The following is a 22,907-nucleotide window of genomic DNA, read 5'->3' on the forward strand; positions in this document are numbered from 1 at the left end:
TGTGGCGAGCAGACAGTCGGCCAACGACCGTGTGTGAGCAGCGGTCTCGAGTAGTCGTTATCGGCGCGGGCATCGGAGGTTCGGCATTGACGCTGCTGCTTGCTCATGCCGGTATCCCGGTGACCCTGCTGGAGAAAAACAGGTACCTTGGCGGATCGTGTGCGGGATACCAGAAGCAGGGATTCCAAATCGATTTCGGCACCCACATGTTCTCCCGCGGACCACGCGGACCGTTGGGGGAGGTGCTACGCCGAACTGGTAGTCCGCGCGCGATCGAGTTCCGGCGCACCAAGAACATCGCCGAGTTCTGCTGTCCTGACCGATCGGGAAATGTTGGGCTGGAAAAGATCCCACTTCCGAACGAGATATGCCGAATGCCCGCGATGGCCCTGCGGCTGGCCCATTACATGCATTTGAATCTCGCCCAGCTGAGTCAGGCCGCCAAGTTGCTGACCGCGGTCATGACCATGGACGACGACGAGGTCGCCTCCTGGAACCACCGCACGGTGGACGAATTCGTCGCTCAGTACACCGCCAGCCCACGCGTGCGTGAAGCCCTGTGTTGCATACTCGGTCTCTACTTCGTCCTGCCGCCGTGGGAAACGTCGGCAGGTGAAGGGATCTATTGTTTTCAGCGGATGTTCCGTGACAACTGGCTCAGTTACCCTGCGGGGGGAGCCAAAGCAATCCCGACTGCCTACTGTCGGCTCGCCGAAGCCCGGGGCGCCGAAATCCGTACCGGCGCCGGCGTAAGACGCATCCTGATTGCTGACGGCGCGGTTCGAGGTGTCGAAACCTACAACGGAACGAAGATCCATGCGGACACCGTCATCTCGACGTCAAGCATGCGGACAACCGTCCTACGGCTGTGCGATCCAGCCCAGTTGCCCGATGCTTACGTGCAGCGTGCACGTGAGATCCGCGGCTCGCAGATCGCGGTGCAACTCAAGATCGCACTGAACAAGCCATTGGTCGATGCGGGTTGCGTGTTGGGCGCATTCGGTGACAATGCCAACGTGTTCACGTCCCGTGGCGACACAATTCGCGAAGTCTTTGATCAGTTGGTTCATGGGCGAGTTCCCGACGTGATTCCGTTCTACTGCCCCGTCCCAACGAACTTCGACCCGTCACTGGCCCCGCCCGGACACCAGTTGCTCACCATGTGCACGCTGGCTCCGACGACTGATGTCGAATTGTCCAGTTCGCCAACGGAATGGAAAGAAGCGATGCTCAATACGATGCGCAAGATCGCGCCTGGGCTCGACGAGCACGTGTTGTTCATCGATTGCACCACCACGAGCTGGATGGCGCACTGGATAGGCAAAGAGTACGGCCCGGCCATCTCCACCGCTCAGACGCCCGAGCAGGTCGGTGCTATGCGCCCCACCGTTGTCACACCGATCACCGGTCTATACCTCGCAGGCGACGGGGCCGGCGGCCGCGGCGTCGGTACGGAATTGGCCGCGGACAGCGCCATGGAATGCGCCGAGCAAGTTGTCGCCGACCTTGGCCGTACCATCCCCTCGACCTGGCGCACTCACCGTCACAAGCAACCCGACACGCTGCGAAGCCTGCGCCGGATCGTCCGGCCCTCACCGACAGTGACGACTACTCCTCGCCTTCGCGCCCTTCCGGGAGCACCGGCGACCCGCTCAAAAGAGCGTGGCGATGTGGCATGACGACATGACGCGGCGGCCATGCAATGGGACGAGCGTGGACGGGAACGGCAGCGACTCAGTAGTACTGCGCCGAACCCGCGCGAAATAGCAGTAGCGCGTTACTGGCCTCACCTAAGCCAACGGAAGCGACGATTTCATCACGGAACTCGACGCTCGACGTGGCCGCCATCGTTCCGCCATGACGTCGACGGAGGTATCACGATGGGTAGCGCAAAGTGCATCGATCATATCCGTGTGACCGGTTTGTGCCCCCGGCCGGCACCGGCCAAACGGCTGAGCACGTGGACGATGACACGGGAAGCCCTCACCGTCGGATTTCACGCCGGCGACGGCTTTCTGGGCCGGACACGAGGCAGCGACTTCACCCGATTTCGCTGTGCCGGACGGCGGTTTGCCGTGCTCGGCCACCCTGACTATGTCGATCACGTGTTGCACGAAGCCCGCCTCAGATACGTCAAGTCAAACGAATACGAGCCACTGCGGGCCGGCGCCGGCATCAACCTGTTCACCGACGAGGGCGATGCCTGGGCCGCCCACCGCGCGGTGCTGAACCCGACGTTCACCCGGCGCCACCTCAACGGCATCGTCGACCTGATGATCGACCCGGTCACCAGCGTCACCGACGCGCTGCCCACCGGTGTCGAGTTCGACATGCACCAGACCATGGTCGAGGCGACCCTGCGGCTGGTGGCCAACTCCCTGTTCAGCCACGACTTCGGCTCGTTGGTCCACGTCATGGACGACCTGGCGACCCGCGGGCATCGGAAAGCGGAGCGGCTGCAGCGACTCGGGCTGTGCGGCCTCATGCCCCGGCCGATCTACAAAACCCTGCACTGGTTGGCCTTCTCCGGCGTACACCTGCCGCCGCCGTTGCGCGATATGCAGGACATCACGCTCACCCTCGACCGTGCGGTCAACGCGGTGATCGATGAACGACTGATGCACCCGAGCGACTCCGCCGATTTGCTCGACGTGCTGCTGCGCGCCGACGGCGGGACGTGGCCACGCTCGCGGATCCGCGACGACGTCCTGACGTTCATGATCGCCGGTCACGAAACGACGGCAAATGCCATGTCCTGGTTCTGGTATCTGATGGCCCTACACACCTCGGCGCGAGACCGGATGCTCGCCGAAATCGACGATGTGCTGGGTAGGCACCGGCCGGGCGTCGACGACCTGGGTAGGTTGCCGTGGACCACGGCATGCGTGCAGGAGTCGCAGCGCTACTTCTCCGCGATATGGGTCATCGCGCGCCGGGCCGTCGAAGACGACATCGTCGGGGGGCACCGCATTACGCGCGGCACCACCGTCCTCATCCCGATCCACCACATTCACCATGACGCGCGCTGGTGGCCGGATCCGGAGGCCTTCGACCCGCAGCGGTTCCTGCGGGGCGCCAAGGACCGCCCCCGCTCGGCGTACCTGCCGTTCGGCGGTGGTCGACGCATCTGCATCGGGCAGAGTTTTGCGTTGATGGAAATGGTCCTGATCGCGGCGATCATGGGTCAACGCTTCACCTTCGATGCACCTTGCGCACAGGCATGTGGTGAGGCCGTCGAGCTCGAGGCGACAATAACGCGCCGGCCCAAGAACGGGGTGCGCCTGGTCGCCAACCGCCGCTGATGGGCATTCCCCGCGACCGGCCGCTCGTTCACGGCCGCTTGTTCACGGCGAGGTCAGTTGGCGCTCACGACCGTGCTCTGTCAATGGCGGACGCGCCGAACGCCTCGCCCAGCGGGGTGCCCACCAATTGGCCCGGCCCATCAACGTCATCGCCGCGGGCATGAGCACCGCACGGATGAGCGTGGCGTCGAACAAGATCGCCAACGTCAACCCCACGCCCAGCGACTTGATGAACGACACCTCGGAGGTGGCCATCGCGATGAACACGATCGACATGATCAATGCCGCCGCGGTGACGATGGGCCCAACGCGTTGCAGCCCGGACATCACCGCAAGGTTGGTGTCGTCGTGCGCGCGATACTCCTCGGTTATTCGGGACAGCAGGAAGACCTCGTAGTCCATGGACAACCCGAACACCAGGCAGATGACGAGAATCGGCGTCGTGGTGGGAAGTGTTCCGGTGACGGTGAAATCACCTACAAGCCACTGGAGGTGACCTTCTTGGAACACGAACACCATCGCCCCCAGAGTCGCCGAAAGGCTGACAACGTTGAGTACCACGGCCTTCACCGGAAGTACCACACTTCGGGTGAACGTGAAGAGCAGAATGAACATCGCGACTGCTATCAAGGCCGCAGCCAACGGAATCTTCTCGAACAGAGCATCTTTGGTATCGAAGTTCTCTGCGGTCAATCCGCCGACATACACGGTGGCGGGGGCCGCCGTGGCACGTACCTCGTCGAGCAGGCGGTGCGCCGCGTCGCTGCCAGGATCGACATCTGGAAGAACCGAGAGGTAGGCGCCGGTCATGCTTGCCACGGGTAACACCCCGACGCGGTGCCCGTCGACGTAGTCCGTGGTCGCCAGCGTGACAGCGACAACGTGAGGAAGCCGTGACAGTTCTGCCGCGTAGGTGTCGAGTTGATCCGCACCGACCGCACCGTCGATGACCACGTCCATCGAGGCGGTGAGCTGCGCCGGAAACTCGGCCCGCAGCACCCCGCCGACATGTCTGCTCTCCAGCGTCGCCGGCAGCGCCCGGTCGTCGGGGAAAGACAGCCGGATAGCACTGAACGGCGCCGCGAGCACGATCGCCAGGATCAACACCGCGCCGCCCATCGCCACCGGCCTCCGCATCACCAGCCGCGAAGTGCGGAACCAGAACCCGTCCTCCTCGGCCCGGACTTCGGCCGGTCGGCGACGCCCAGTGAACCTCCGGAGCGCCCGGCCGACGTTGAGCGAGTCGATGCGGGGGCCGAGGATGCGCAATATTGCGGGCATTACAAGGACCGCGCACACCGTCGCGAGCAGTATCACGCCGAGACACGCGTAGGCGATCGAGCGCAAGAACATCAACGGGAAGACGAGCAACGCCAGCACCGACAGCGCCACCGTCGTCGCGGAGAACACGACGGTGCGCCCGGCGGTCCGCACGGACGCGATGATCGCGTCATCGAGGGTCTGCGCCCGGGTCCTCTCTTCCCGGAACCTGGTCAGCACGAACAGGCTGTAATCGATCGCGAGAGCCAGCCCGACGATCGTCGTCACATTGAGGGCGTAGTTGGACACCGGCGTGACATCGGACAGTATCGCGAGAAGGCCGAGTGAGCCCACGATGGACAGCACGCCGATGATGATCGGCACGCCGGCGGCTACGAGACTGCCGAAAACCAGCGTCATCAGCACCAGAATCACCGGCAGCGCGATCGCTTCGCTGGTTTTCAGGTCGTGGCTGAGCTGATCGGTCGCGTCGACGTAACCGGCTGCTTCACCGCCTAATTCGAGTTTCAGCGGACCGCGCTCACTGCCGCGGTAGGTCGCGATGAGGCGTCTGGCCGCCGCCGGGAACTCTCGCTCGTCGCCTGCGATGTGCGCCAAGATCAGCGCCCGGGCTTTGTCGGCGCTGACAAGCAAGTCGGGTTCCCCTGGCCCCCAGTACGAGCTGACGGTGGTGATGCCTGGCGTGAGGGCGAGCTCGCGAGTGAAGGCTTGGCCGGCGGCCACCGCGCCGGCGTCGTCGACCGACCTGCCGTCGGTAGTGGTCGCGAGTACAACCAGGTTGGGTTTGCCCGCGTGGAAACGCTGCTCGGCCAAGGCCGCAGCGCGCTGCGATTCGGACTCGGGGTTGTAGAAGCCGCCGCCTGAGAGGCGCTCGCCGATGTCCGATCCATAGACAAATGCCGCACACATGAGCACCAGAGTCGCGGCGAGAACCGTCTTCGGCCGGGCCACAGCGAATCGCGCAATCCGTTCCAGCATGACCACCATCTCGTTTCCCAGGCGACACAGCGAACGCCGCGACGCGTCGCGACAGGAATCGTCACTCCGCTGCGGCGCCACGGGCGCAGTAGTGCGCTACTGCAATTTGCCCGCTTTCCGCGAGGTACTACCGAGTGTTGGCCCGGTCAAACGTGTTCTGCCCGCGCGGCGTGAACGAAACGCGGCGGGAAATCAGTCTGCGGTGAGCTCGTCGGCGCTGGGCTGGCGCAGCATCGTCAGGCCCGCGTAGACGCCCTCGTCGAGTTCGATGCGGTTGACGGTGACGTGCACCGGCGTCCACCCACCGTCGGCCGCCGCCATCCGCAGCACACCCGATGCGGTACCGGAGGCGAATTGCTTGGCCATCTGTTGCATTCGCAGATGATCGGCGGGGTGCACCCGGTGTTCGCCGGCCATGCTGGTCCGCCAGTCGAAGAACGGTGCCGGATCGTCGAGCCACTTGAGCAGCGTCCAGTCCGTCAGGTCGACCAGCGCGCGGTGAACACCGGGCTGGGCGAGGCCGTTGAGGATTCGTTGGGCCAGATAGTCCTGCGGCGGGGCCGTCTCGTCGCGCTCGCCACGCCAGTTCATCGCGCGGAACAGCAATCGGTCGGTGTCATCGTCGTCGGTTTCGAGCACCGCACGCACCACGAACCCGACGGTGATCAGCTCACCGCGATAATCTGTCACGTCCCAGGTGCTACAGAACGTCGCGCCGGGCTCGCGCCTGATCACCATCGACAGCAGTTCGGCTTCGCTCGGGTTCAGGTCGCGCTTGGGTAAGTCGTCGGCGAACGTGCGGTTCTGCGTCGGTTCCATCTCGGGATTCCACCCGCTGTTGACCAGCGACTCGGTCGAGCCGGTGGCCACGCCGCCGGCCAGATCCCACACCAACGGGCCGACGACCGGTCGTTCGGGCGGCTCCATATCGGGCGGGCCCACCCACACCTGCACGCCGTGGACGCGCCCGTCGGTCATCTTCACGACCTCGGTGCTGATCACCCGGTCGTTCTTCGGGGTGATGCTGCTCAGGCCGCCGCCGGCGCGCACGGTCTCGCCGATGGCCGTCTGGATCGCCATGAGATGCGGGTTTCGTCGCAAGAACGTGCCGATGGGAATCAGGTTGTGGGTGCGACGACCCTGCGCGACCACCGCAGGCTCGCTGCCTAGAATCTCCACGAGCAGCCAGTCGTGGGTCATGGAGGGCAGTTTACCGGGGCCGCGTGGGCCCGAACCGCCCGACCGACCTGTGCGCGGGCTCATCGTGGTGCTCCGGCGAGTGCGGCCAGGACCAACCGCAACACGGGCACCGCGCCGTCCTTGTCCAACGGGTCATTTCCGTTGCCGCACTTCGGTGATTGAACACACGACGGGCAACCCGACGGGCACTCGCAGGCTTCGATGGCGGCCGCTGTCGCCCCCCACCAGGTGTCGATGTGTCGGAAACCGCGACCGGCGAAACCGGCACCGCCCGGGTAACCGTCGTAGACGAAAATCGTTGGTAGGCCTTGGACGGGGCCCACGGCGGTCGACACGCCACCGATATCGCCGCGGTCACAGCTGGCGATCAACGGCAGCAGGCCGATGGCCGCGTGTTCGGCGGCGTGCAGGGCTCCCGGCACCCGCAGCGGGTCTAATCCGTTGTGCTGCAGGGCCTCGGGTGTGATGGTGCACATCACCGCGGTGGTGTCCAGGGTGCGGGTCGGCATGTCCAGTTCGACGAAGTCGATCACCTCGCCGGTCAACCGGCGGCGCAGATAGCCGATCACGGTGTTGGTCACCGCGACCGGCACCAGCCCGACCGTGACTTCTCCGTAGGTCTTTCGCTCACCCTCACCGGTGACAACGATATCGGTCAGCTCACGGGCGAACGTCGTATACCCGGGATCCTCGGCGTGCACGAACGCCACCCCGCTCTCGAGGTCGAGCGTGTCGACGACGTAGCTCTCACCCTGGTGCAGATACACGGCGCCGGGATGGACCGACGCGTACGCCTGACCCACGCCCGTGGAGCCGAGCATCCGGCCCGTGCCCGCCTCCAGAATGGCGATCTGGCCGCCCGAAGAACCCCGGATATCCACCGCCGGATGCGGATCGACGCCGGGAGTGGGGAAGTAGCCGTTGGCGCGTCGGCGCAACAACCCGTCGTCGACCAGCGACTCGGCCACCGCCTCCGCGTTCCACATCCGCACCTCCGCGTCGGTGAGGGGAAGTTCGGTCGCCGCGCAAAGCAGTTGCGGGCCAAGCACGTACGGGTTGGTGGGGTCGATGACGACGCGCTCGATGGGTTTGTCCAACAGCGCGGCCGGGTGGTGCACCAGGTAGGTGTCCAGCGGGTCGTCGCGGGCGATCAGCACGATCAGCGCGCCCTGCCCGCGGCGTCCTGAACGGCCGGCCTGCTGCCAGAACGACGTCACGGTGCCGGGGAACCCGGCCAGCACCACGGCGTCCAGGCCGGCGATGTCAACGCCCAGCTCCAAGGCGTTCGTCGTGGCCAGCCCGCGCAGCTCACCGTCGGCCAGCGCACGCTCCAGGGCCCTTCGGTCCTCGGCCAGATAGCCGGCCCGATACGACGCCACCCGGTCGGCCAGATCGGGCGCCAGTTCCTCCAGCCGGGCCCGCGCACCGAGCGCGGTGAGCTCGGCGCCGCGGCGCGACCGCACGAACGTCAGCATGCGCGCGCCCTCGGCGACCAGGTTGGCCATCACCTGCGCGGCCTCCGCACCGGCCGAACGCCGTACGGGCGCGCCGTTTTCGCCGACGAGATCGGAGAGCAGCGGTGGCTCCCACAACGCGACGGTGCGCGCGCCCTGGGGTGAGCCGTCCTCGACCACCTCGGCCACCGTCTGCCCGATCAGCTCCGAGGCGGTCGCCGCGGGCTCGGAGGTCGTCGCGCTGGCGAAGATCACGGTGGGCATCGAGCTCGTGGCAGAGTAACGCGCACACAGCCGCAGCAGCCGGCGCAGCACCAGCGCCACGTTGGATCCGAAAATTCCCCGGTAGTAATGGCATTCGTCGACGACGAGGTAGCGCAGGTTACGCAGGAACACCGCCCAGCGGGCGTGGTTGCGCAGCAGCGACAGGTGGATCATGTCGGGGTTGGAGAAGATCCATCGCGAACGCTCCCGCGCGAAGCGCCGGACGTCGGAGGGGCTGTCGCCGTCGTAGGAAGTCGGCGCGACGTCGCGCACCGGCACCGCTTCGGTGAGCGCGACGGCGGCGCGCAATTGGTCGTGGCCCAGCGCCTTGGTCGGCGACAGGTACAGCGCACGCGCCCGTGAATCAGCGCGCAGAGCCGTCAGTATCGGCAGCTGGTAGGCCAACGACTTACCCGACGCCGTTCCGGTGCTCAGCACGACGTGACGTCCGTCATGGGCGAGGTCGGCGGCCAGGCGCTGGTGCGACCACGGCACCTCGATACCGCGATCATGGAACGCCCGCACCACATCTGGGTCGGCCCACGGCGGCCACGTCTGCGGCCGGCCCCGGCGGGCGGGTAGATCCGCGACGTGACGCAACGGGTTCTGCCCGTCGGCGGCCACGTCCTCGACCACGCCGGCGAGTAGCTCCCGGCCGAAATCGGCCATTATTTGCCCCTCCTGAGACTCTTCTAGGTGAATTGTGCCCACTTGCTTGTGCCGAGAACTGTCGCAGCAGCGCCGAACGTGGTTGACTATCGGCGGTCGCAGCTTCTGTGTTCGTGTATTTGCACTCGCAGGATCGACGTTGCGATCGCGGTTCCTGCGAGGGTTGTAGGTCGGGTCGAGTTCCGAGCACTCCACGAAGGTATGGCGGTCGGAACGGGCCCGGTGTACCGAACCACGGTGGACCGCACCCGGAGAAGAAGAGAAGGAACAACAGGAAATGCCACAGGGAACTGTGAAGTGGTTCAACGCAGAGAAGGGCTTCGGCTTCATTGCGCCGGAGGACGGCTCCGCTGACGTTTTCGTCCACTACACGGAAATTCAGGGCAGCGGCTTCCGCACCCTGGAGGAGAACCAGAAGGTCGAGTTCGAGGTCGGCCAAAGCCCCAAGGGGCCGCAGGCCACGGGTGTCCGGGCCGTCTAGAAAGACCCACACAAACCAGGCAACACCCCGCGCGAATCCGGAACCGGACGACGCGGGGTGTTCTCTTTTGCGTGCCGCTGCGGCCCGGCCGACACGGCTGCGGCCCGAAACTGGCTTACTGTCGGCATGTGAGCCAGCTGTCTTTCTTCTCGGCAGAGTCGGTGCCGCCTGCGGTCGCCGACCTGACGGGGCTGCTCGCCGCGCCCGGCCAGGTGATGCTGGTCGGGACGGGGAAAGACCAGGCTGCGCGCCTTTCTGTGGTCGTCGGCGCGATGTGGCGGGCGGAGGGGCTCGCCGAGATGGTGGTCGAGGCGGGCCTGCAGCCCGAGATCACCCGCACCGACGAGCACACCCCCCTGGTCCGTACCGCGCTGGACCCGCGGCTGGTGCCGATGGCCTTGGCCTGGACCCGCGGCGCGGTCAAGACCGTGCCCCCGCACTGGCTGCCCGGACCCCGCGAGCTGCGGGCCTGGACGTTGGCCGCGGGCACCCCGGAAGCCGACCGGTACCTGCTCGGGCTGGATCCGCACGCGCCGGACACGCACGCGCCGCTGGCGTCGGCGATGATGCGGGTCGGCATCGCCCCGACCCTGATCGGCACCCGAGGGACCCGTCCAGCGCTGCGGATCAGCGGACGCAGGCGGCTATTGCGCCTGGTAGAGAACGTGGGGGAACCACCGGGCAATGTGGAGGCGTTCCACCAGTGGCCACGCGTTTGACGGGGATGGACAGGGAGGCCAGTTTGCGTCGGCACGCGCGGGGTGCCAAATTGTCAGTTGCCTTTCACGGCGGGTATCCGTCGATGCATGGATTGCGCCGCTGGTGGGCAACAGAGAAGTGGAGCGTAGACACAGGTGGTTGACGGGGACCGCGGCAGCGGCGGCAATGGAAGCGTCCGGCGGCTCGTCATAGTCGAGTCGCCTACCAAGGCACGCAAAATCGCTGGTTATCTGGGGTCGGACTACATCGTGGAGTCCTCCCGCGGCCATATCCGCGACCTGCCGAGAAACGCCGCCGACGTGCCGGCGAAGTACAAATCCGAGCCGTGGGCGCGCCTCGGGGTGAACGTCGAGCAGAACTTCGAACCGCTCTACATCATCAGCCCCGAGAAGAAGAGCACGGTCAACGAGCTGAAAGACCTGCTCAAAGGGGTCGACGAGCTTTACCTTGCCACGGACGGCGACCGCGAGGGCGAGGCGATTGCCTGGCACCTGCTCGAGACGCTCAAACCCCGCGTGCCGGTCAAGCGGATGGTCTTTCACGAGATCACCGAGCCGGCCATCCGCGCCGCAGCCGAAGACCCCCGCGACCTGGATAACGACCTGGTCGACGCGCAGGAGACCCGGCGCATCCTGGACCGGCTGTACGGCTACGAGGTCAGCCCCGTGCTGTGGAAAAAGGTCGCGCCGAAGCTCTCGGCCGGCCGGGTGCAGTCGGTGGCCACGCGCATCATCGTGCAGCGGGAACGTGAGCGGATGGCGTTCCGCAGCGCCGGCTACTGGGACGTCACCGCCGAGTTGGATGCCAGCGTGTCCAATCCGCAGGCCAGCCCGCCCACCTTCACCGCGAAGCTGAACTCCGTCGACGGGCGCCGGGTGGCCGCCGGGCGCGACTTCGACTCGCTGGGCCAGCTGCGCAAGCCCGACGAGGTGCTGGTGCTCGACCAGGCCGCGGCGACCGCGTTGGCGACCGGCCTGCGCGGCGCGCAGCTGACGGTGTCCTCCGTCGAGCAGAAGCCTTACACCCGGCGGCCGTACGCGCCGTTCATGACGTCGACGCTGCAGCAGGAGGCCGGGCGCAAGCTGCGGTTCTCCTCCGAGCGCACGATGAGCATCGCCCAGCGGCTGTACGAGAACGGCTACATCACCTACATGCGCACCGACTCGACCACGCTGTCGCAGTCGGCCGTCACCGCGGCCCGCAACCAGGCCCGCCAGCTCTACGGCGAGGAGTACCTGCACCCGTCGCCGCGGCAGTACACCCGCAAGGTGAAAAACGCCCAGGAAGCCCACGAGGCCATCCGGCCCGCCGGTGACGTGTTCTCCACGCCCGGCCAGCTGCACAGCCAGCTCGACACCGACGAGTTCCGGCTCTACGAGCTGATCTGGCAGCGCACGGTGGCCTCGCAGATGGCCGACGCGCGCGGCACCACGCTGAGCCTGCGCATTTCCGGTGCCTCCGGTGACGGCCAGCAGGTCGTGTTCAACGCCAGCGGCCGCACCATCACGTTCCCGGGCTTCCTGAAGGCCTACGTCGAGAGCATCGACGACCAGGCCGGTGGCGAGGCCGACGACGCCGAGAGCCGGCTGCCCCAGCTCGAGCAGGGCCAGCGCGTGGACGCCAAGGAGCTGACGGCCGACGGCCACAACACCAGCCCGCCGGCCCGCTACACCGAGGCGTCGCTGATCAAGGCGCTCGAGGAGCTCGGCATCGGCAGGCCCTCCACGTACAGCTCGATCATCAAGACCATCCAGGACCGTGGCTACGTGCACAAGAAGGGCAGCGCGCTGGTGCCCTCATGGGTGGCGTTCGCCGTCATCGGGCTGCTCGAGCAGCACTTCAGTCGCTTGGTCGACTACGGCTTCACGGCCGCGATGGAAGACGAACTCGACGAGATCGCCGCCGGTAACGAGCAACGGACCAACTGGCTCAACAACTTCTACTTCGGCGGCGACCACGGCGTCGAGGACTCGATCGCGCGCTCGGGCGGGCTCAAGAAGCTCGTCGGGGTGAACCTGGAGGAGATCGACGCTCGAGAAGTCAACTCCATCAGGCTGTTCGACGACGACCAGGGTCGGCCGATCTATGTGCGGGTGGGTAAGAACGGTGCCTACCTGGAGCGGATGATCACCGGCGAAGACGGTGAGCCGACCCCGCAGCGGGCCAACCTCAAGGACGAACTGACCCCTGACGAGCTGACTCTGGAGCTTGCCGAAAAGCTTTTCAGCACACCGCAAGAGGGTCGATCGCTGGGCGTCGACCCAGTGACCGGGCACGAGATCGTCGCCAAGGACGGCCGGTACGGCCCGTACGTCACCGAGGTGCTGCCCGCGCCGCCGGAAGCCGAGGGCGGAGACGACGGTTCGGCGGGCACACCGGCCAAGAAGAGCAAGAAGCCCACCGGCCCCAAGCCGCGGACCGGTTCGCTGCTGCGGTCGATGGACCTCGAGACGGTGACGCTGCAGGACGCGCTGCGGTTGTTGTCACTGCCGCGCGTCGTGGGCGTGGACCCGAACACCGGTGAGGAGATCACCGCGCAGAACGGCCGCTACGGACCGTATCTGAAGCGTGGCACGGACTCTCGCTCGCTGGAGACCGAAGAGCAGATGTTCGACATCACGCTCGAAGAGGCTCTCAAGATCTACGCCGAGCCGAAACGTCGTGGCGGGCAACGGGCTTCGGCGCCGCCGCTGCGCGAGTTGGGCAACGACCCGGCGAGCGGGAAACCGATGGTGATCAAGGACGGCCGCTTCGGGCCTTACGTCACCGACGGGGAGACCAACGCGAGCCTGCGCAAGGGCGACGACGTGCTGTCGATCACCGACGAACGGGCAGCCGAACTGCTGGCCGACCGTCGCGCCCGTGGCCCGGTCAAGCGGACGAAGAAGGCCCCGGCGAAGAAGGCGGCCAAGAAGACACCCGCGAAGAAGGCCGCCAAGAAGGCCTAGCCCACTTTCTGCGCGCAAAGGGACATTTGGGCGGGAAAGTGCGAGTGAAAATCGCCAAAACGTCGATCGCCGGCGACTCGGCTAGGTGCGCACGTCGGTGTCGGCGTCGACGGGGCCCGTCGACGCCCGGTTCAGCGGGCGGGCCAACTGCGTCGGAGCGGCGCGGCCGCGTAGTTCCACCACCTCGCCGACGTCCCAGCACAGCGCCTCCGCGTCGAGTGCACCGCTGACCGCGACCGCCGACGCCAGCACGTGGCCTTCCTCCAGCTTGGCCAGCTCGGTCAGCCGGGCGGCCTCGTTGACCGGGTCGCCGATCACGGTGTACTCGAAGCGGGCCTTGGCGCCGATGTGTCCGGCGATGGCGCGTCCCGCGGACACCCCGATCCCGAACTCGGTCTGGCCCAGCACCTCGATCAGCTCGTCGTGCAACTCCCGCGACGCCGCCAGCGCCGCCCCGCACGCGTCCGGATGCTCGATCGGCGCACCGAAGATCGCCAGCGCGGCGTCGCCCTGGAACTTGTTGACGAATCCGCCGTGGCGGTTCACCGTGTCGACGACGACGCGGAAGAAGTCGTTGAGCAGGTTGACGACGTCGGCGGCGGGGATGGTCGCGGCCAGCTGCGTCGAGCCGACGAGGTCGACGAACAGCACCGCGACGTCGCGCTCCTGGCCGCCCAGTTCGGTGCCGCGCTCCAGCGCGCGGCGGGCAACGTCCTCGCCGACGTAGCGGCCGAACAGATCGCGCAGCCGCTGCCGCTCGGCCAGGTCGCGCACCATGTCGTTGAACCCGGCTTGCAGCAGGCCCAGCTCGCTGGCGTCGTAGATCTGCATGTGCGCGTTGTAGTTGCCGCGCTGCACTTCGCCCAGCGCCCAACGCAATTGCCGCAGCGGGTCGGCGATCGACATCGCCACCAGCACGGTGCCGGCCAGCCCGACGACCAGCGCGGTGATGGCCAGGATCAGGATCGGCGTGTTGAGCCGGCTGGCGGGTGCGGTGAGGACCTCGAACTTGCTGGCCACCAACGCCAGCACGATCGCCAGGATCGGGACCGCGGTGGACAGCGCCCAGGTCATCACCTGGCGCCGGATCACGCCCGGCGCGCGGAAGTTCTCCGGAACCCCGCCGCGCAACGCGGCCACCGCCACCGGCCGCAGGATCCGCTCGGACTGCAGGTAGCCGATGATCGCCGTCGCGGTGGCGCCCAGACCGCTGGCGACCGCGATGACCGGCGCCGACCTGGCGGCCACCGGCCAGCTGGCGACGATGAACACGATCGAACCGAGGAACCAGTTCATCACGTTGATCAGCGATCGGTAGTACGGCATCTTCAGCGCCCTGGTGCGGGCCAACTCGGTTTCGGCGGGATCGCGGTCGCCGAGCAGGGTGTCGCGGCGCTGCCAGCGCATGACCGGGATGAGCAGCCGCAGGCTCAGGTAGGACGCCGCGGTGAACGAGACGAACAGGAAGCCCAGGAACATCGCCAGGTTGAACACCGGCAGGTCCTGCAGCTGGATGCGGTCCTCGGGCGGCAGGCCGAACCGCAGAAAGCTCACGACCAGCAGCGCCCCGATGATGTCGGCCTGCAACATGCCCAGCGTGAACACCGGCCACGGGGTGCGCGCCACCCACCGGACGAATGCGCTGATTCGCCCGATCTGGATCGCTTCTGTGGCCACGCGTCAACCGTATCGGGCATCGGGGACGCCGATGGGTGCTGTGAGACGCACGTGTCGGTTCGCAGCACTACTGTTATCGGCGATGACGGGTGTGTTTTCGCGTCTGGTTGGCCAGGACGCCGTGGAAGCCGGGCTCGTGGGTGCCGCGCAGGCCGCGCGCGGTGATTCACCTCACAGCGCGGGCTCAGGGGCATCCGCGCCACACACGATGACGCATGCGTGGCTGATCACCGGGCCGCCCGGATCCGGCCGTTCGGTGGCTGCGCTGTGCTTCGCCGCGGCGCTGCAGTGCACCTCCGACGGTGTGCCCGGCTGCGGGGACTGCCGCGCGTGCGCGACGACGATGGCCGGCACCCATGCTGATGTGCGGCGGATCATCCCCGAGGGGCTGTCCATCGGGGTCGACGAGATGCGGGCCATCGTGCAGATCGCCTCGCGGCGGCCCTCGACCGGGCGGTGGCAGATCGTGCTGATCGAAGACGCCGACCGGCTCACGGAAGGCGCGGCGAACGCACTGCTCAAGGTGGTCGAGGAGCCCCCGCCGTCGACGGTGTTCCTGCTGTGCGCGCCGTCGGTGGACCCCGAGGACATCGCGATCACGCTGCGTTCGCGGTGCAGGCATGTGGCGCTGGTGACGCCGCCGGTGGAGGCCATCGCCAGCGTGTTGATCGAATCCGACGGGCTGCCCCAGGCGGACGCTCGTTGGGCGGCGTCGGTCAGCGGGGGCCATGTCGGCAGGGCGCGCCGGCTGGCCACCGACGAGGAAGCCCGCCAGCGCAGGCAGCGGGCGCTGGGCTTGGCCCGCGACGCCGCGACGCCGACGCGGGCCTATGCGGCCGCCGAGGAGTTGGTGGCCGCGGCCGAGGCCGAGGCCCTGGCGTTGACGGTCGACCGCAACGAGTCCGAGACCGAGGAATTGCGCACGGCGCTGGGCGCCGGTGGCTCGGGCAAAGGCACCGCAGGGGCGCTGCGCGGTACCGCGGGGGCGATCAAAGACCTTGAGAAGCGCCAGAAGTCACGACAGACCCGGGCGTCGCGCGACGCGCTGGATCGCGCGCTGATCGATCTGGCCACATACTTTCGCGACGCGCTGCTGGTGGCCGCGGAGGCCGGCGATGTCCAGGCCAACCACCCCGACATGGCCGAGCGGGTCGGCGCGATGGCCGCACACGCGTCACCGGAGAGGCTGCTGCGCTGCATCGAAGCGGTGCTGGAGTGCCGTGAGGCGTTGGCCGTCAACGTCAAGCCGAAGTTCGCCGTCGACGCGATGGTCGCCACTGTGGGGCAGGCGCTACGCGACTGAGTTGGGTCCGCGGCAGGGCCTGCCGTAGACTCGTGCCGCCCGCAGTGCGGTCTGCTCTTCGCGCAGGCGCTCATCGCGAGCACGCCACCTTAGCTCAGTCGGCAGAGCGGCTCACTCGTAATGAGCAGGTCAGGAGTTCGATTCTCCTAGGTGGCTCCATCGTCTCCGTGCAACACCTCCTGGGCGACCCGCATCGCCGAGTTGGCCGCCGGGAATCCGGTGTAGCCGGTGCAGTGGTAGATGACCTCGGCAATCTCGTCGTCGCTGAGGCCGTTGTTGCGGGCGATCTGGACGTGAATCCGCAATTCGTCGTCGGCGCGCTGCGCGATGAGGATGCCGAGCGTAATCAGGCTGCGGTCGCGACGGCTCAGCCCTTCGCGGGTCCACAGCCGGCCGAACACGTTGTCCATGGCCAGGCCGAGCATCTCGCCGCCGAGCCCGTCGGGCAGCTCGACGTCCCCGTCGGGCAGCACGCCGGGAAGCAACTCACGAAATACCTGAAGACCTTGGTCGCGCACATCTGTCATGGGGACAGCGTGGCACGGCATCGCGGCACCGTACTCCTCGTGACGTTTCGTCCGTCACCTCGATCTACGTGATCGAACAGCCGGTGGCCAGCCTCACTGGCCAATAGCGATGCTCGCGTAGGTGCCACCGAACTGGTCGACCGCGTCGCGGATCCGCGGCCACGGTGTCAGGTACACGGTCAGTTGGGCGTCGTAGATGCTCCAATTGTCATCGTCGATTTCGCTCGGAGAAAGAAGACGCCCGTCGCGGAAGAACTTCGGGTCGATGTGTGGGTCATCGGGTTGGGCGGTCAGCGAGGCAACCTGATACATGACGTCGGTTTGTGCGGAGAGCGGGAGATTTCTCCTCGGTGACTCCGGATCGGCCAGGTGCGCGCCTGCGGCGATGAGGGCCCGCAACCGGGCAGCCCGCAAGAGGGTTTCCAGTGCTTCACCGCGGTCTGCTAGCAACGGGTTGGCCATCGCTGCTTTCGCGAACGAGGTCTCGTATCCGTGCGCCCGCTTCGAAGCGGCGTCGATGAAGAGCGGGTCGCCTTCGGACTTCTTGGTGACGGTGCCGAACATGGCTGCGCTGCGCGGCATCCCCGAATTCAGGCCGTCCAACGGGGCAAAGCCCACAACGTCACGCTCGTCACCAACCATCGCGCCGAGGTAGGGCACCAAACTTTCCGAAAATGCCTGCCAGAGGGCGGGATTAGCTGGTGTGTTCGTGACCGTCTCGCTGTCATCGGCCAAGAACGACGCGATTGCTTGTGCCGTATGGCCGGCGCGGGTCGCCGTGTCCCGATCGTCGGACGTCGCGTCCCGGGGGATCCATGCGAAGAGCTCACCCGCGCGCTGACCGTCGTCGCGCCATGCCTGGTTGGTGATCTCACGTAGGAAGGCTTGGCCGTCGGGGCCGGTGACCCGTTCGGCAACAGCGGAGATGTCCGTGCTCGAAGGCAACTCGGGTTCGCTGCGCGAGTCACAGCCGAGAACCAGCCCCACAACCAACAATGAGATGCCGATTACTGCCCGGATCCGCGACCGCAGCTCTGCAGTTACCGGTCTCACTCTTGGTACCCGCCCACGCGTCCGAGGGTGGTGTTGAACTTCTGCATCAGGGAGTTGATGTGCTCGTATTCAGCCATCGATGCCGTCAACTGCGAGTCATAGATACTCCAATCCTCAGCGCTGATCTGGCTCGGGGGAAGCAACCTGCCGTTGCTATCGAAGAAGCGCTCTTCGATATGCGGATTGCCGGCATCGACGAACTGCGACGCAACGGTGTACTGAGCCTGCGTGTACTGATACGCGATCGACTGCTCGCTCGAGGTGAGACCCACATCTGTGATTGCGCCGTCCTTGTCGAACTTGATGCTGCTCGCCTCCGGCGGAGGGCCGACGAACGTATCGGCGATTGCGTTGGTGGCCAGATCACCACCTGGAGCGTATGAGACCACACTCCGGATGATGTCCTTCTTGAACTCGTATGCGGACTTCGCGTTCTCCGCCGCCTGTTGGGCGTTCATCTCGCCGTTGCGGATGTTCGACAACGTTTCCTGGCTCATGCCACCGTCGATAACGCCCAGCAGGCGGGCCGAAGACTCCAGATCGTCGATGCGAACATCTCCCTTCGGCATATCGGGATGCTCCTTCGCATACTGGGCGAACGACTGTTGCATATCGACTGCATTCTGGTAGGCCGCCCTGTTCCACTCTCGCGCCGCATCCGGCTGCGAATCGATAACGGCGAAAAGCCCTTTGGCGTTGTCCATCGAACCGTGAAGTTCGTCGATCCGACGAAACGGCGTGTCGACAGTCGGCTGGTCTGTCACTAACTCTTCCTGGTACGGCATCAGACCGTTGGAGAACGCCTTGACCAGTTCTGGGTTCATGTCGCCGATCTGGCGGTTGCCGTCGATCGCCAGCAGCTTGTCGCTCTCGCTTCCCAGGAACTCGGCGTAGACGTTGGCGGTCTCGGCGGCGATCTGCCCCTGCGGACCCGTCGAGTTCGCGGTCCACTCGAACAGTGAGCCGGCGGCCCTTCCGTCGTCGTTCCACTCGTGGCTGGACACGTCCATCATGAAGTCCCGGCCGTCATCGCCGTGGGTTCCGGTGATGTGGTCGTGCACGATCTGGTGATCACGCCCTGCTGATTCGAAAATATCCTGCAGCACAACGTCATACTGCGGACGCGACCCGTCGCCGGGCTGACCGGTGCTTTTTTCCCAAAGCGGTGCGTCCATCATCCGGTCGGCCTTGCGCATCATCTCGCGATCCAGCTCGGTACCGGTCTGGAACCGCGGATCACCGTCCTTGACGATCGCCGCGACGTCCTTCATCTGCTGGTCGTAGAGGAGTCCGGGCGACTTGATCGCGTCCTGCACACTGCGGGGAAGGTTCTCGAACTTCTGGTCGTCGGGCGCCACCTCACCGGTCTCGGCCTCGGGGAAATCGATGTCGTCGTTGGCCATCAGCTGCCACGAGTCGCCCACGATGTTCCCGCGCTCGCCCAATCGGTCCTCGGCGGCTTTGAGGTCAGCCACGCTCATGTCCTTCATCTGATGCTGCATCTGGCTCAGGTATGCGCTCTGCTCGGCCGACAGTGGCGCGGCGCCCGAAAGCTGCTCGGGGGTAACGGAATCAAGTGCCTGGTCAACGCGCGCTGCGGCGTCCTGGCCACCCTCTTCGAGCGCTTCGCGCACGTCCTGCTCGGCACGCTTCTTGGTGTCCTCGGCGGCCTTGTCGTCGAGGACATCGCCGCCTGCGGATTGCTTATCCCCGAACTTCTGGTTGCCGAGTACGCGGAACTCGTCTTCCAGCAAGCGGATACGCCCTGCGATGGCGTTGGACTCGGCGCTGCTCTGCTGCACGATCTGCTGTAGTTGCGCCAGACCTTTCTGCGCGATCACCACGCGCATCTGCTCACCGGCCTTGCCCGGCGGCGCGCTGTCGGCGGCGTCAAGGACCCACGTGCGCAGTGCGTCGAGGTTGCGACGGCCGATATCCACCGACCGCGCCGAGTTGTCGACCTCGGTGGCCAACCGGCGGTCGAGGTCGGCGAGCGTCGCGATCACCCGCTGATGCTCGGTGTTGGCCGCGTCGTACCGGGTGGCCGCGGCCCCGGTCCACCGCGAGCCCGGGGCGGCCGACTCGAGGTGGGTGTGCAGTCCGCGAAGTGCGCTGCTGTTGTCGTACCCGTTGCCGGTCTGCGGAGTGCCCTCACCGTAGGTCGAGCGCGCATCGGACCACGTCGACAGGAATGCGTCGATCACACTCACCGGACAAGTATCCCAGCCTGCCGGCTACCTCGGTGCCACGAATCCGACCGGCCCCGCGGCGATGCACACCGACAACGCGGCGGTGTTCGCCTGCACGTCGATCGCGTCGCCCGCGCCGGCAAGCCGGACGTACACCCTGTTCAAGCCCGGTTTCACCGGCACCTTGACCTCGTCACCCTCCGAAAGCGCCATCGTCATCGACCCGTCGCTGTTGGCCAGGTAGTTGATCTCCGCCGTCCAGTCCGCGGGCAGCAGCGGACCGTCCAGCGGCATCCGAACGGGCGCGTCCGGTTGCACCAGGTACCCGCAGTTGGGCGCCGGTCCCTCGGTGATGGTGCGCACCCACGTGACCGTCCCGTCCACCAGTCGGCCCGTGCTGTCCAGCATGCGCAGCTCGGTGGTGGCCGACGCGAACTCGGGCCGGTTCCGCAGTAGCGCGAACATGTGGCTGGCGCGGTTCTCCGGTCCGACGACCCGCTGCAGCACCATCGGGTCGACCTCCTGGTCGAGCATCGGCGCGCTCGACGTCCGTGCGGCCTCGGCCAACCCCGCCACCGCGTTGCGCAGATACGGCTGCGCCGGGTTGTCGCGCCAACTCGTGACAAACGTCGAGGTGGAGTACAGGCTGCTGGCCACGAACGCCGCGGCCAGCGAGCACACCACCACTGTGCGGGTGCGCGAGGCGTCGAGCCATCTGCTGCCCGGCCGGTTCGGTGCGCACAGGCCGACGGCGGCCAGCAACGTCAGCACCACCACGAGGTCGGGCAGATACCGCAGCGTCTGCGCCAACTCCAGCGCGGTGAACCGCGACGACCGCATCAGATAGATGGGTATCTGACACGCCGCGGCGTAGCCGACGGCCACCAGCCACACCACGCCGATGCGCTGTTTGCGGATGAAACTGACCGCCACCACCGCGGCCAGCGTCAGCCAGCCCAACACCATCACCGTCACCGGCGGCGTGCCCCACGGTGACGCCGGCGCCCAGCGTTGCCAAACCCACGGTCCGCCAACCAGTCCCGGGACGATACCGTGTGTCACCGAGCGGCTCAGCAGATCCCATGTCATCGCCACGTCGCCGCTCCAGCGCTTCTGGTCCACCACGATGAGGTACACGACGATCCACGCGGCCGTCACCACCAGACACGGCACCCACAGTCGAATCCCGCGCCGCCACACCACCGCAACCGATCCCGCGGCGGTGACGTGGGCCAACAGCGCGACGATCGTGAACGCGACGAACGGGATGACGGCCGCTTTCTCGAAGAACAGCAGACCGCCGATGTACACCAGCGTGCCCGTCACCGCATAGCGCCGATTGCCGGTGCGCACCAGCAGTATCGCGTCCCCGCACACCCAGGCCAGCGCCGCCAGCATCGGCAGCGAGTTCAGCGCCGCAGCCCACCACGCGAACCCGGGTACAGCCAGCGGAGTGAACAGCGCGAACGTCAACGGCGCCAACAACACCGGCCGCCAGCCGAGGATGACGCGCAGGGTGCGCAGCAGTGCCAGCGACGCCAGCAACTGCAGCACCACCAGGCTGATCGCCGGTCCGATCCAGCTCAACGGGGCCACCCTGGTGATGCCACCGGCCAGCAGGAACGCCGCGGGCATGACGTGGCCGTCGTGGTCGTCGAACAGGTAGTGCGCGGACAGCAGGTCGTACGTACCGGCCCGGCCGATCAGAATCAGGTCGTCCCAATAGAAATATCCGCTGAACGCCAGCACCGCCCGGATGACCAGCTGCACCGCGATCAGTGCCACCGCGGCGCCGGCCACCCGGTTGGGAAGCAGAAACCTATCCGGGATAGGCCTCTCCCGCCTGCCGACGGGCGACCCACGCCGACCGCACCATCTCCTCCAGCGAGTGCCGCATCTGCCAGTCGAGGTCGCGGCCGGCCAGGTCCTTGGACGCGACGATGCGGGCCGGATCACCGGGCCGGCGCGGCCCGACGGTCGGTTCGAAGTCCACGCCGGTCACCTCCCGGATCGCGGTCATGATCTCGCGCACCGAGGTGCCGTTTCCGCTGCCGAGGTTGTACACGGCCTCGACCGGTGCACCGGCGTCCAACCGCTGGGCCGCGGCGACATGCGCTGCCGCCAGATCCGATACGTGGACATAGTCACGCACGCAGGTGCCGTCCGGGGTGGGGTAGTCGTTCCCGTTGATCCGCGGTGTCTCCCCGCGGTAGAGCATGTCGAACACGACGGGGAACAGGTTGTGCGGGCTGACGTCGAACAACTCCGGCGCACCGGATCCCACCACGTTGAAGTAACGCAGGCTGGTGTGCCGCAGCTCGGTGGCGTGTGCGACGTCACGCAAGATCCATTCGCCGACCAGTTTGCTTACCCCGTACGGGGATTCAGGCGTGGTCGGCGTCTGCTCGGTGACCGTGTCGACGTCAGGGGTGCCGTAGGTCGCGGCGCTGGACGAGAACACCAACTTGTCGGTGCCCACCGACGTCATCGCCTTGAGCAGGTTGACCATCGCCGTGACGTTCTGCTCGTAGGTGTGCAACGGTTCGCGTACCGAAACGCCCGCGTATTTGAACCCCGCGATATGGATGACGCCGGTGACCCGGTGCTCGCGCAGCGTCTGGGTGATGAGTTCGGTGTCGAGCAAGGTGCCGCGCACCAACGGCACGCCCGGCGGGACGAACGCTTCCAGCCCGGTCGACAGATCGTCGAGCACCACCACCGGCAGGTCGGCGTCGCGCAGCGCACGCACTACGTGCGAGCCGATGTACCCGGCCCCGCCGGTCACCAGCCAAGTCATCTGCTCTCCCTCGCCGTCGTTTGAAGTGGCACCTTCGGCAGCATAGGTGCGCCCGCCGCCGGCC

At 66.7% G+C, this 22,907-nt stretch carries 15 protein-coding genes, 1 tRNA gene and 1 pseudogene; 7 read left to right on the forward strand and 10 right to left on the reverse strand.

The window, feature by feature from the left end; genetic code table 11:
• Window positions 1-29: 29 nt before the first annotated feature.
• Window positions 30-1,679, forward strand: a complete 1,650-nt coding sequence (locus K3U96_RS02660; RefSeq protein ID WP_268928465.1) for a phytoene desaturase family protein — start codon at window positions 30-32, stop codon at window positions 1,677-1,679.
• Window positions 1,680-1,880: 201 nt separating this feature from the next.
• On the forward strand, window positions 1,881-3,302 hold the full coding sequence (locus K3U96_RS02665) for a cytochrome P450 (RefSeq protein WP_220691985.1): 1,422 nt from the start codon (window positions 1,881-1,883) through the stop codon (window positions 3,300-3,302).
• Window positions 3,303-3,344: 42 nt separating this feature from the next.
• Here the strand turns inward: K3U96_RS02665 and K3U96_RS02670 are convergent, their stop codons facing one another.
• From K3U96_RS02670 to K3U96_RS02680, 3 genes are all read right to left on the reverse strand, one after another.
• Window positions 3,345-5,561 carry an MMPL family transporter gene (locus K3U96_RS02670; RefSeq protein ID WP_220691986.1) on the reverse strand — a complete coding sequence of 739 codons (2,217 nt, stop codon included), beginning with the start codon at window positions 5,559-5,561 and terminating at the stop codon, window positions 3,345-3,347.
• 192 nt (window positions 5,562-5,753) lie between these two features.
• Window positions 5,754-6,761 carry a PAS domain-containing protein gene (locus K3U96_RS02675; protein WP_220691987.1) on the reverse strand — a complete coding sequence of 336 codons (1,008 nt, stop codon included), beginning with the start codon at window positions 6,759-6,761 and terminating at the stop codon, window positions 5,754-5,756.
• Between the two features lie 59 nt (window positions 6,762-6,820).
• Entirely contained in the window at window positions 6,821-9,148 is a 2,328-nt protein-coding gene (locus K3U96_RS02680) for a DNA 3'-5' helicase SftH (RefSeq protein WP_220691988.1), read from the reverse strand.
• Window positions 9,149-9,425: 277 nt separating this feature from the next.
• On the opposite strand from K3U96_RS02680, the gene K3U96_RS02685 reads away from it, so the two are divergent.
• From K3U96_RS02685 to topA, 3 genes are all read left to right on the forward strand, one after another.
• A complete protein-coding gene (locus K3U96_RS02685) occupies window positions 9,426-9,629 on the forward strand; it encodes a cold-shock protein (RefSeq protein WP_006243848.1) in 204 nt (67 codons plus the stop codon).
• Window positions 9,630-9,757: 128 nt separating this feature from the next.
• The gene (locus K3U96_RS02690; protein WP_220691989.1) at window positions 9,758-10,348 is read left to right on the forward strand and encodes a hypothetical protein; all 591 of its coding nucleotides are present in this window, start codon (window positions 9,758-9,760) and stop codon (window positions 10,346-10,348) included.
• 135 nt (window positions 10,349-10,483) lie between these two features.
• Complete coding sequence (gene topA / locus K3U96_RS02695; RefSeq protein WP_220691990.1) at window positions 10,484-13,297, forward strand: type I DNA topoisomerase; 2,814 nt, start codon at window positions 10,484-10,486, stop codon at window positions 13,295-13,297.
• 81 nt (window positions 13,298-13,378) lie between these two features.
• Here the strand turns inward: topA and K3U96_RS02700 are convergent, their stop codons facing one another.
• Window positions 13,379-14,974 (reverse strand): adenylate/guanylate cyclase domain-containing protein, encoded by a 1,596-nt coding sequence (locus tag K3U96_RS02700; RefSeq protein ID WP_069404807.1) that lies wholly within the window; start codon window positions 14,972-14,974, stop codon window positions 13,379-13,381.
• An 82-nt stretch (window positions 14,975-15,056) separates the two neighbouring features.
• Between K3U96_RS02700 and K3U96_RS02705 the strand changes: the two genes are divergently transcribed.
• Window positions 15,057-16,277: a DNA polymerase III subunit delta' gene (locus tag K3U96_RS02705; RefSeq protein ID WP_220691991.1), complete on the forward strand. Its 1,221-nt coding sequence runs from the start codon at window positions 15,057-15,059 to the stop codon at window positions 16,275-16,277.
• Between the two features lie 83 nt (window positions 16,278-16,360).
• Window positions 16,361-16,436: transfer RNA gene (locus K3U96_RS02710), tRNA-Thr, on the forward strand.
• Here the strand turns inward: K3U96_RS02710 and K3U96_RS02715 are convergent.
• The 6 genes and pseudogenes from K3U96_RS02715 to galE all read right to left on the reverse strand — a co-directional run bounded on the left by K3U96_RS02715 (window position 16,424) and on the right by galE (window position 22,843).
• Window positions 16,424-16,804 (reverse strand): carboxymuconolactone decarboxylase family protein, encoded by a 381-nt coding sequence (locus K3U96_RS02715; protein ID WP_220691992.1) that lies wholly within the window; start codon window positions 16,802-16,804, stop codon window positions 16,424-16,426. The genes K3U96_RS02710 and K3U96_RS02715 overlap by 13 nt on opposite strands.
• Window positions 16,805-16,897: 93 nt before the next feature.
• Window positions 16,898-17,539, reverse strand: coding sequence for a hypothetical protein (locus K3U96_RS02720; protein ID WP_220691993.1), 642 nt, complete (start codon window positions 17,537-17,539; stop codon window positions 16,898-16,900).
• Between the two features lie 90 nt (window positions 17,540-17,629).
• A pseudogene (locus K3U96_RS27195) lies at window positions 17,630-17,857 on the reverse strand (hypothetical protein); the annotation flags it as partial.
• Entirely contained in the window at window positions 17,854-20,067 is a 2,214-nt protein-coding gene (locus K3U96_RS02725; RefSeq protein WP_220691994.1) for a TPR repeat domain-containing protein, read from the reverse strand. The pseudogene K3U96_RS27195 and the gene K3U96_RS02725, both read right to left, overlap by 4 nt.
• Window positions 20,068-20,091: 24 nt before the next feature.
• Window positions 20,092-21,876: a hypothetical protein gene (locus K3U96_RS02730; RefSeq protein ID WP_220693369.1), complete on the reverse strand. Its 1,785-nt coding sequence runs from the start codon at window positions 21,874-21,876 to the stop codon at window positions 20,092-20,094.
• Complete coding sequence (gene galE, locus K3U96_RS02735) at window positions 21,866-22,843, reverse strand: UDP-glucose 4-epimerase GalE (protein ID WP_220691995.1); 978 nt, start codon at window positions 22,841-22,843, stop codon at window positions 21,866-21,868. Before galE ends, K3U96_RS02730 begins: the two co-directional genes overlap by 11 nt.
• Between the last annotated feature and the right edge of the window lie 64 nt (window positions 22,844-22,907).

This window comes from Mycolicibacterium holsaticum DSM 44478 = JCM 12374 (genome assembly GCF_019645835.1).
In the GTDB taxonomy this organism is placed as follows: domain Bacteria; phylum Actinomycetota; class Actinomycetes; order Mycobacteriales; family Mycobacteriaceae; genus Mycobacterium; species Mycobacterium holsaticum.

Coding starts and splice junctions, on each gene's coding strand:
- K3U96_RS02665 (WP_220691985.1), top strand. CDS start 1,881: ATGGGTAGCGCAAAGTGCATCGATCATATCCGTGTGACCGGTTTGTGC.
- K3U96_RS02670 (WP_220691986.1), bottom strand. CDS start 5,561: ATGCTGGAACGGATTGCGCGATTCGCTGTGGCCCGGCCGAAGACGGTT.
- K3U96_RS02675 (WP_220691987.1), bottom strand. CDS start 6,761: ATGACCCACGACTGGCTGCTCGTGGAGATTCTAGGCAGCGAGCCTGCG.
- K3U96_RS02680 (WP_220691988.1), bottom strand. CDS start 9,148: ATGGCCGATTTCGGCCGGGAGCTACTCGCCGGCGTGGTCGAGGACGTG.
- K3U96_RS02685 (WP_006243848.1), top strand. CDS start 9,426: ATGCCACAGGGAACTGTGAAGTGGTTCAACGCAGAGAAGGGCTTCGGC.
- K3U96_RS02705 (WP_220691991.1), top strand. CDS start 15,057: ATGACGGGTGTGTTTTCGCGTCTGGTTGGCCAGGACGCCGTGGAAGCC.
- K3U96_RS02715 (WP_220691992.1), bottom strand. CDS start 16,804: ATGACAGATGTGCGCGACCAAGGTCTTCAGGTATTTCGTGAGTTGCTT.
- galE (WP_220691995.1), bottom strand. CDS start 22,843: ATGACTTGGCTGGTGACCGGCGGGGCCGGGTACATCGGCTCGCACGTA.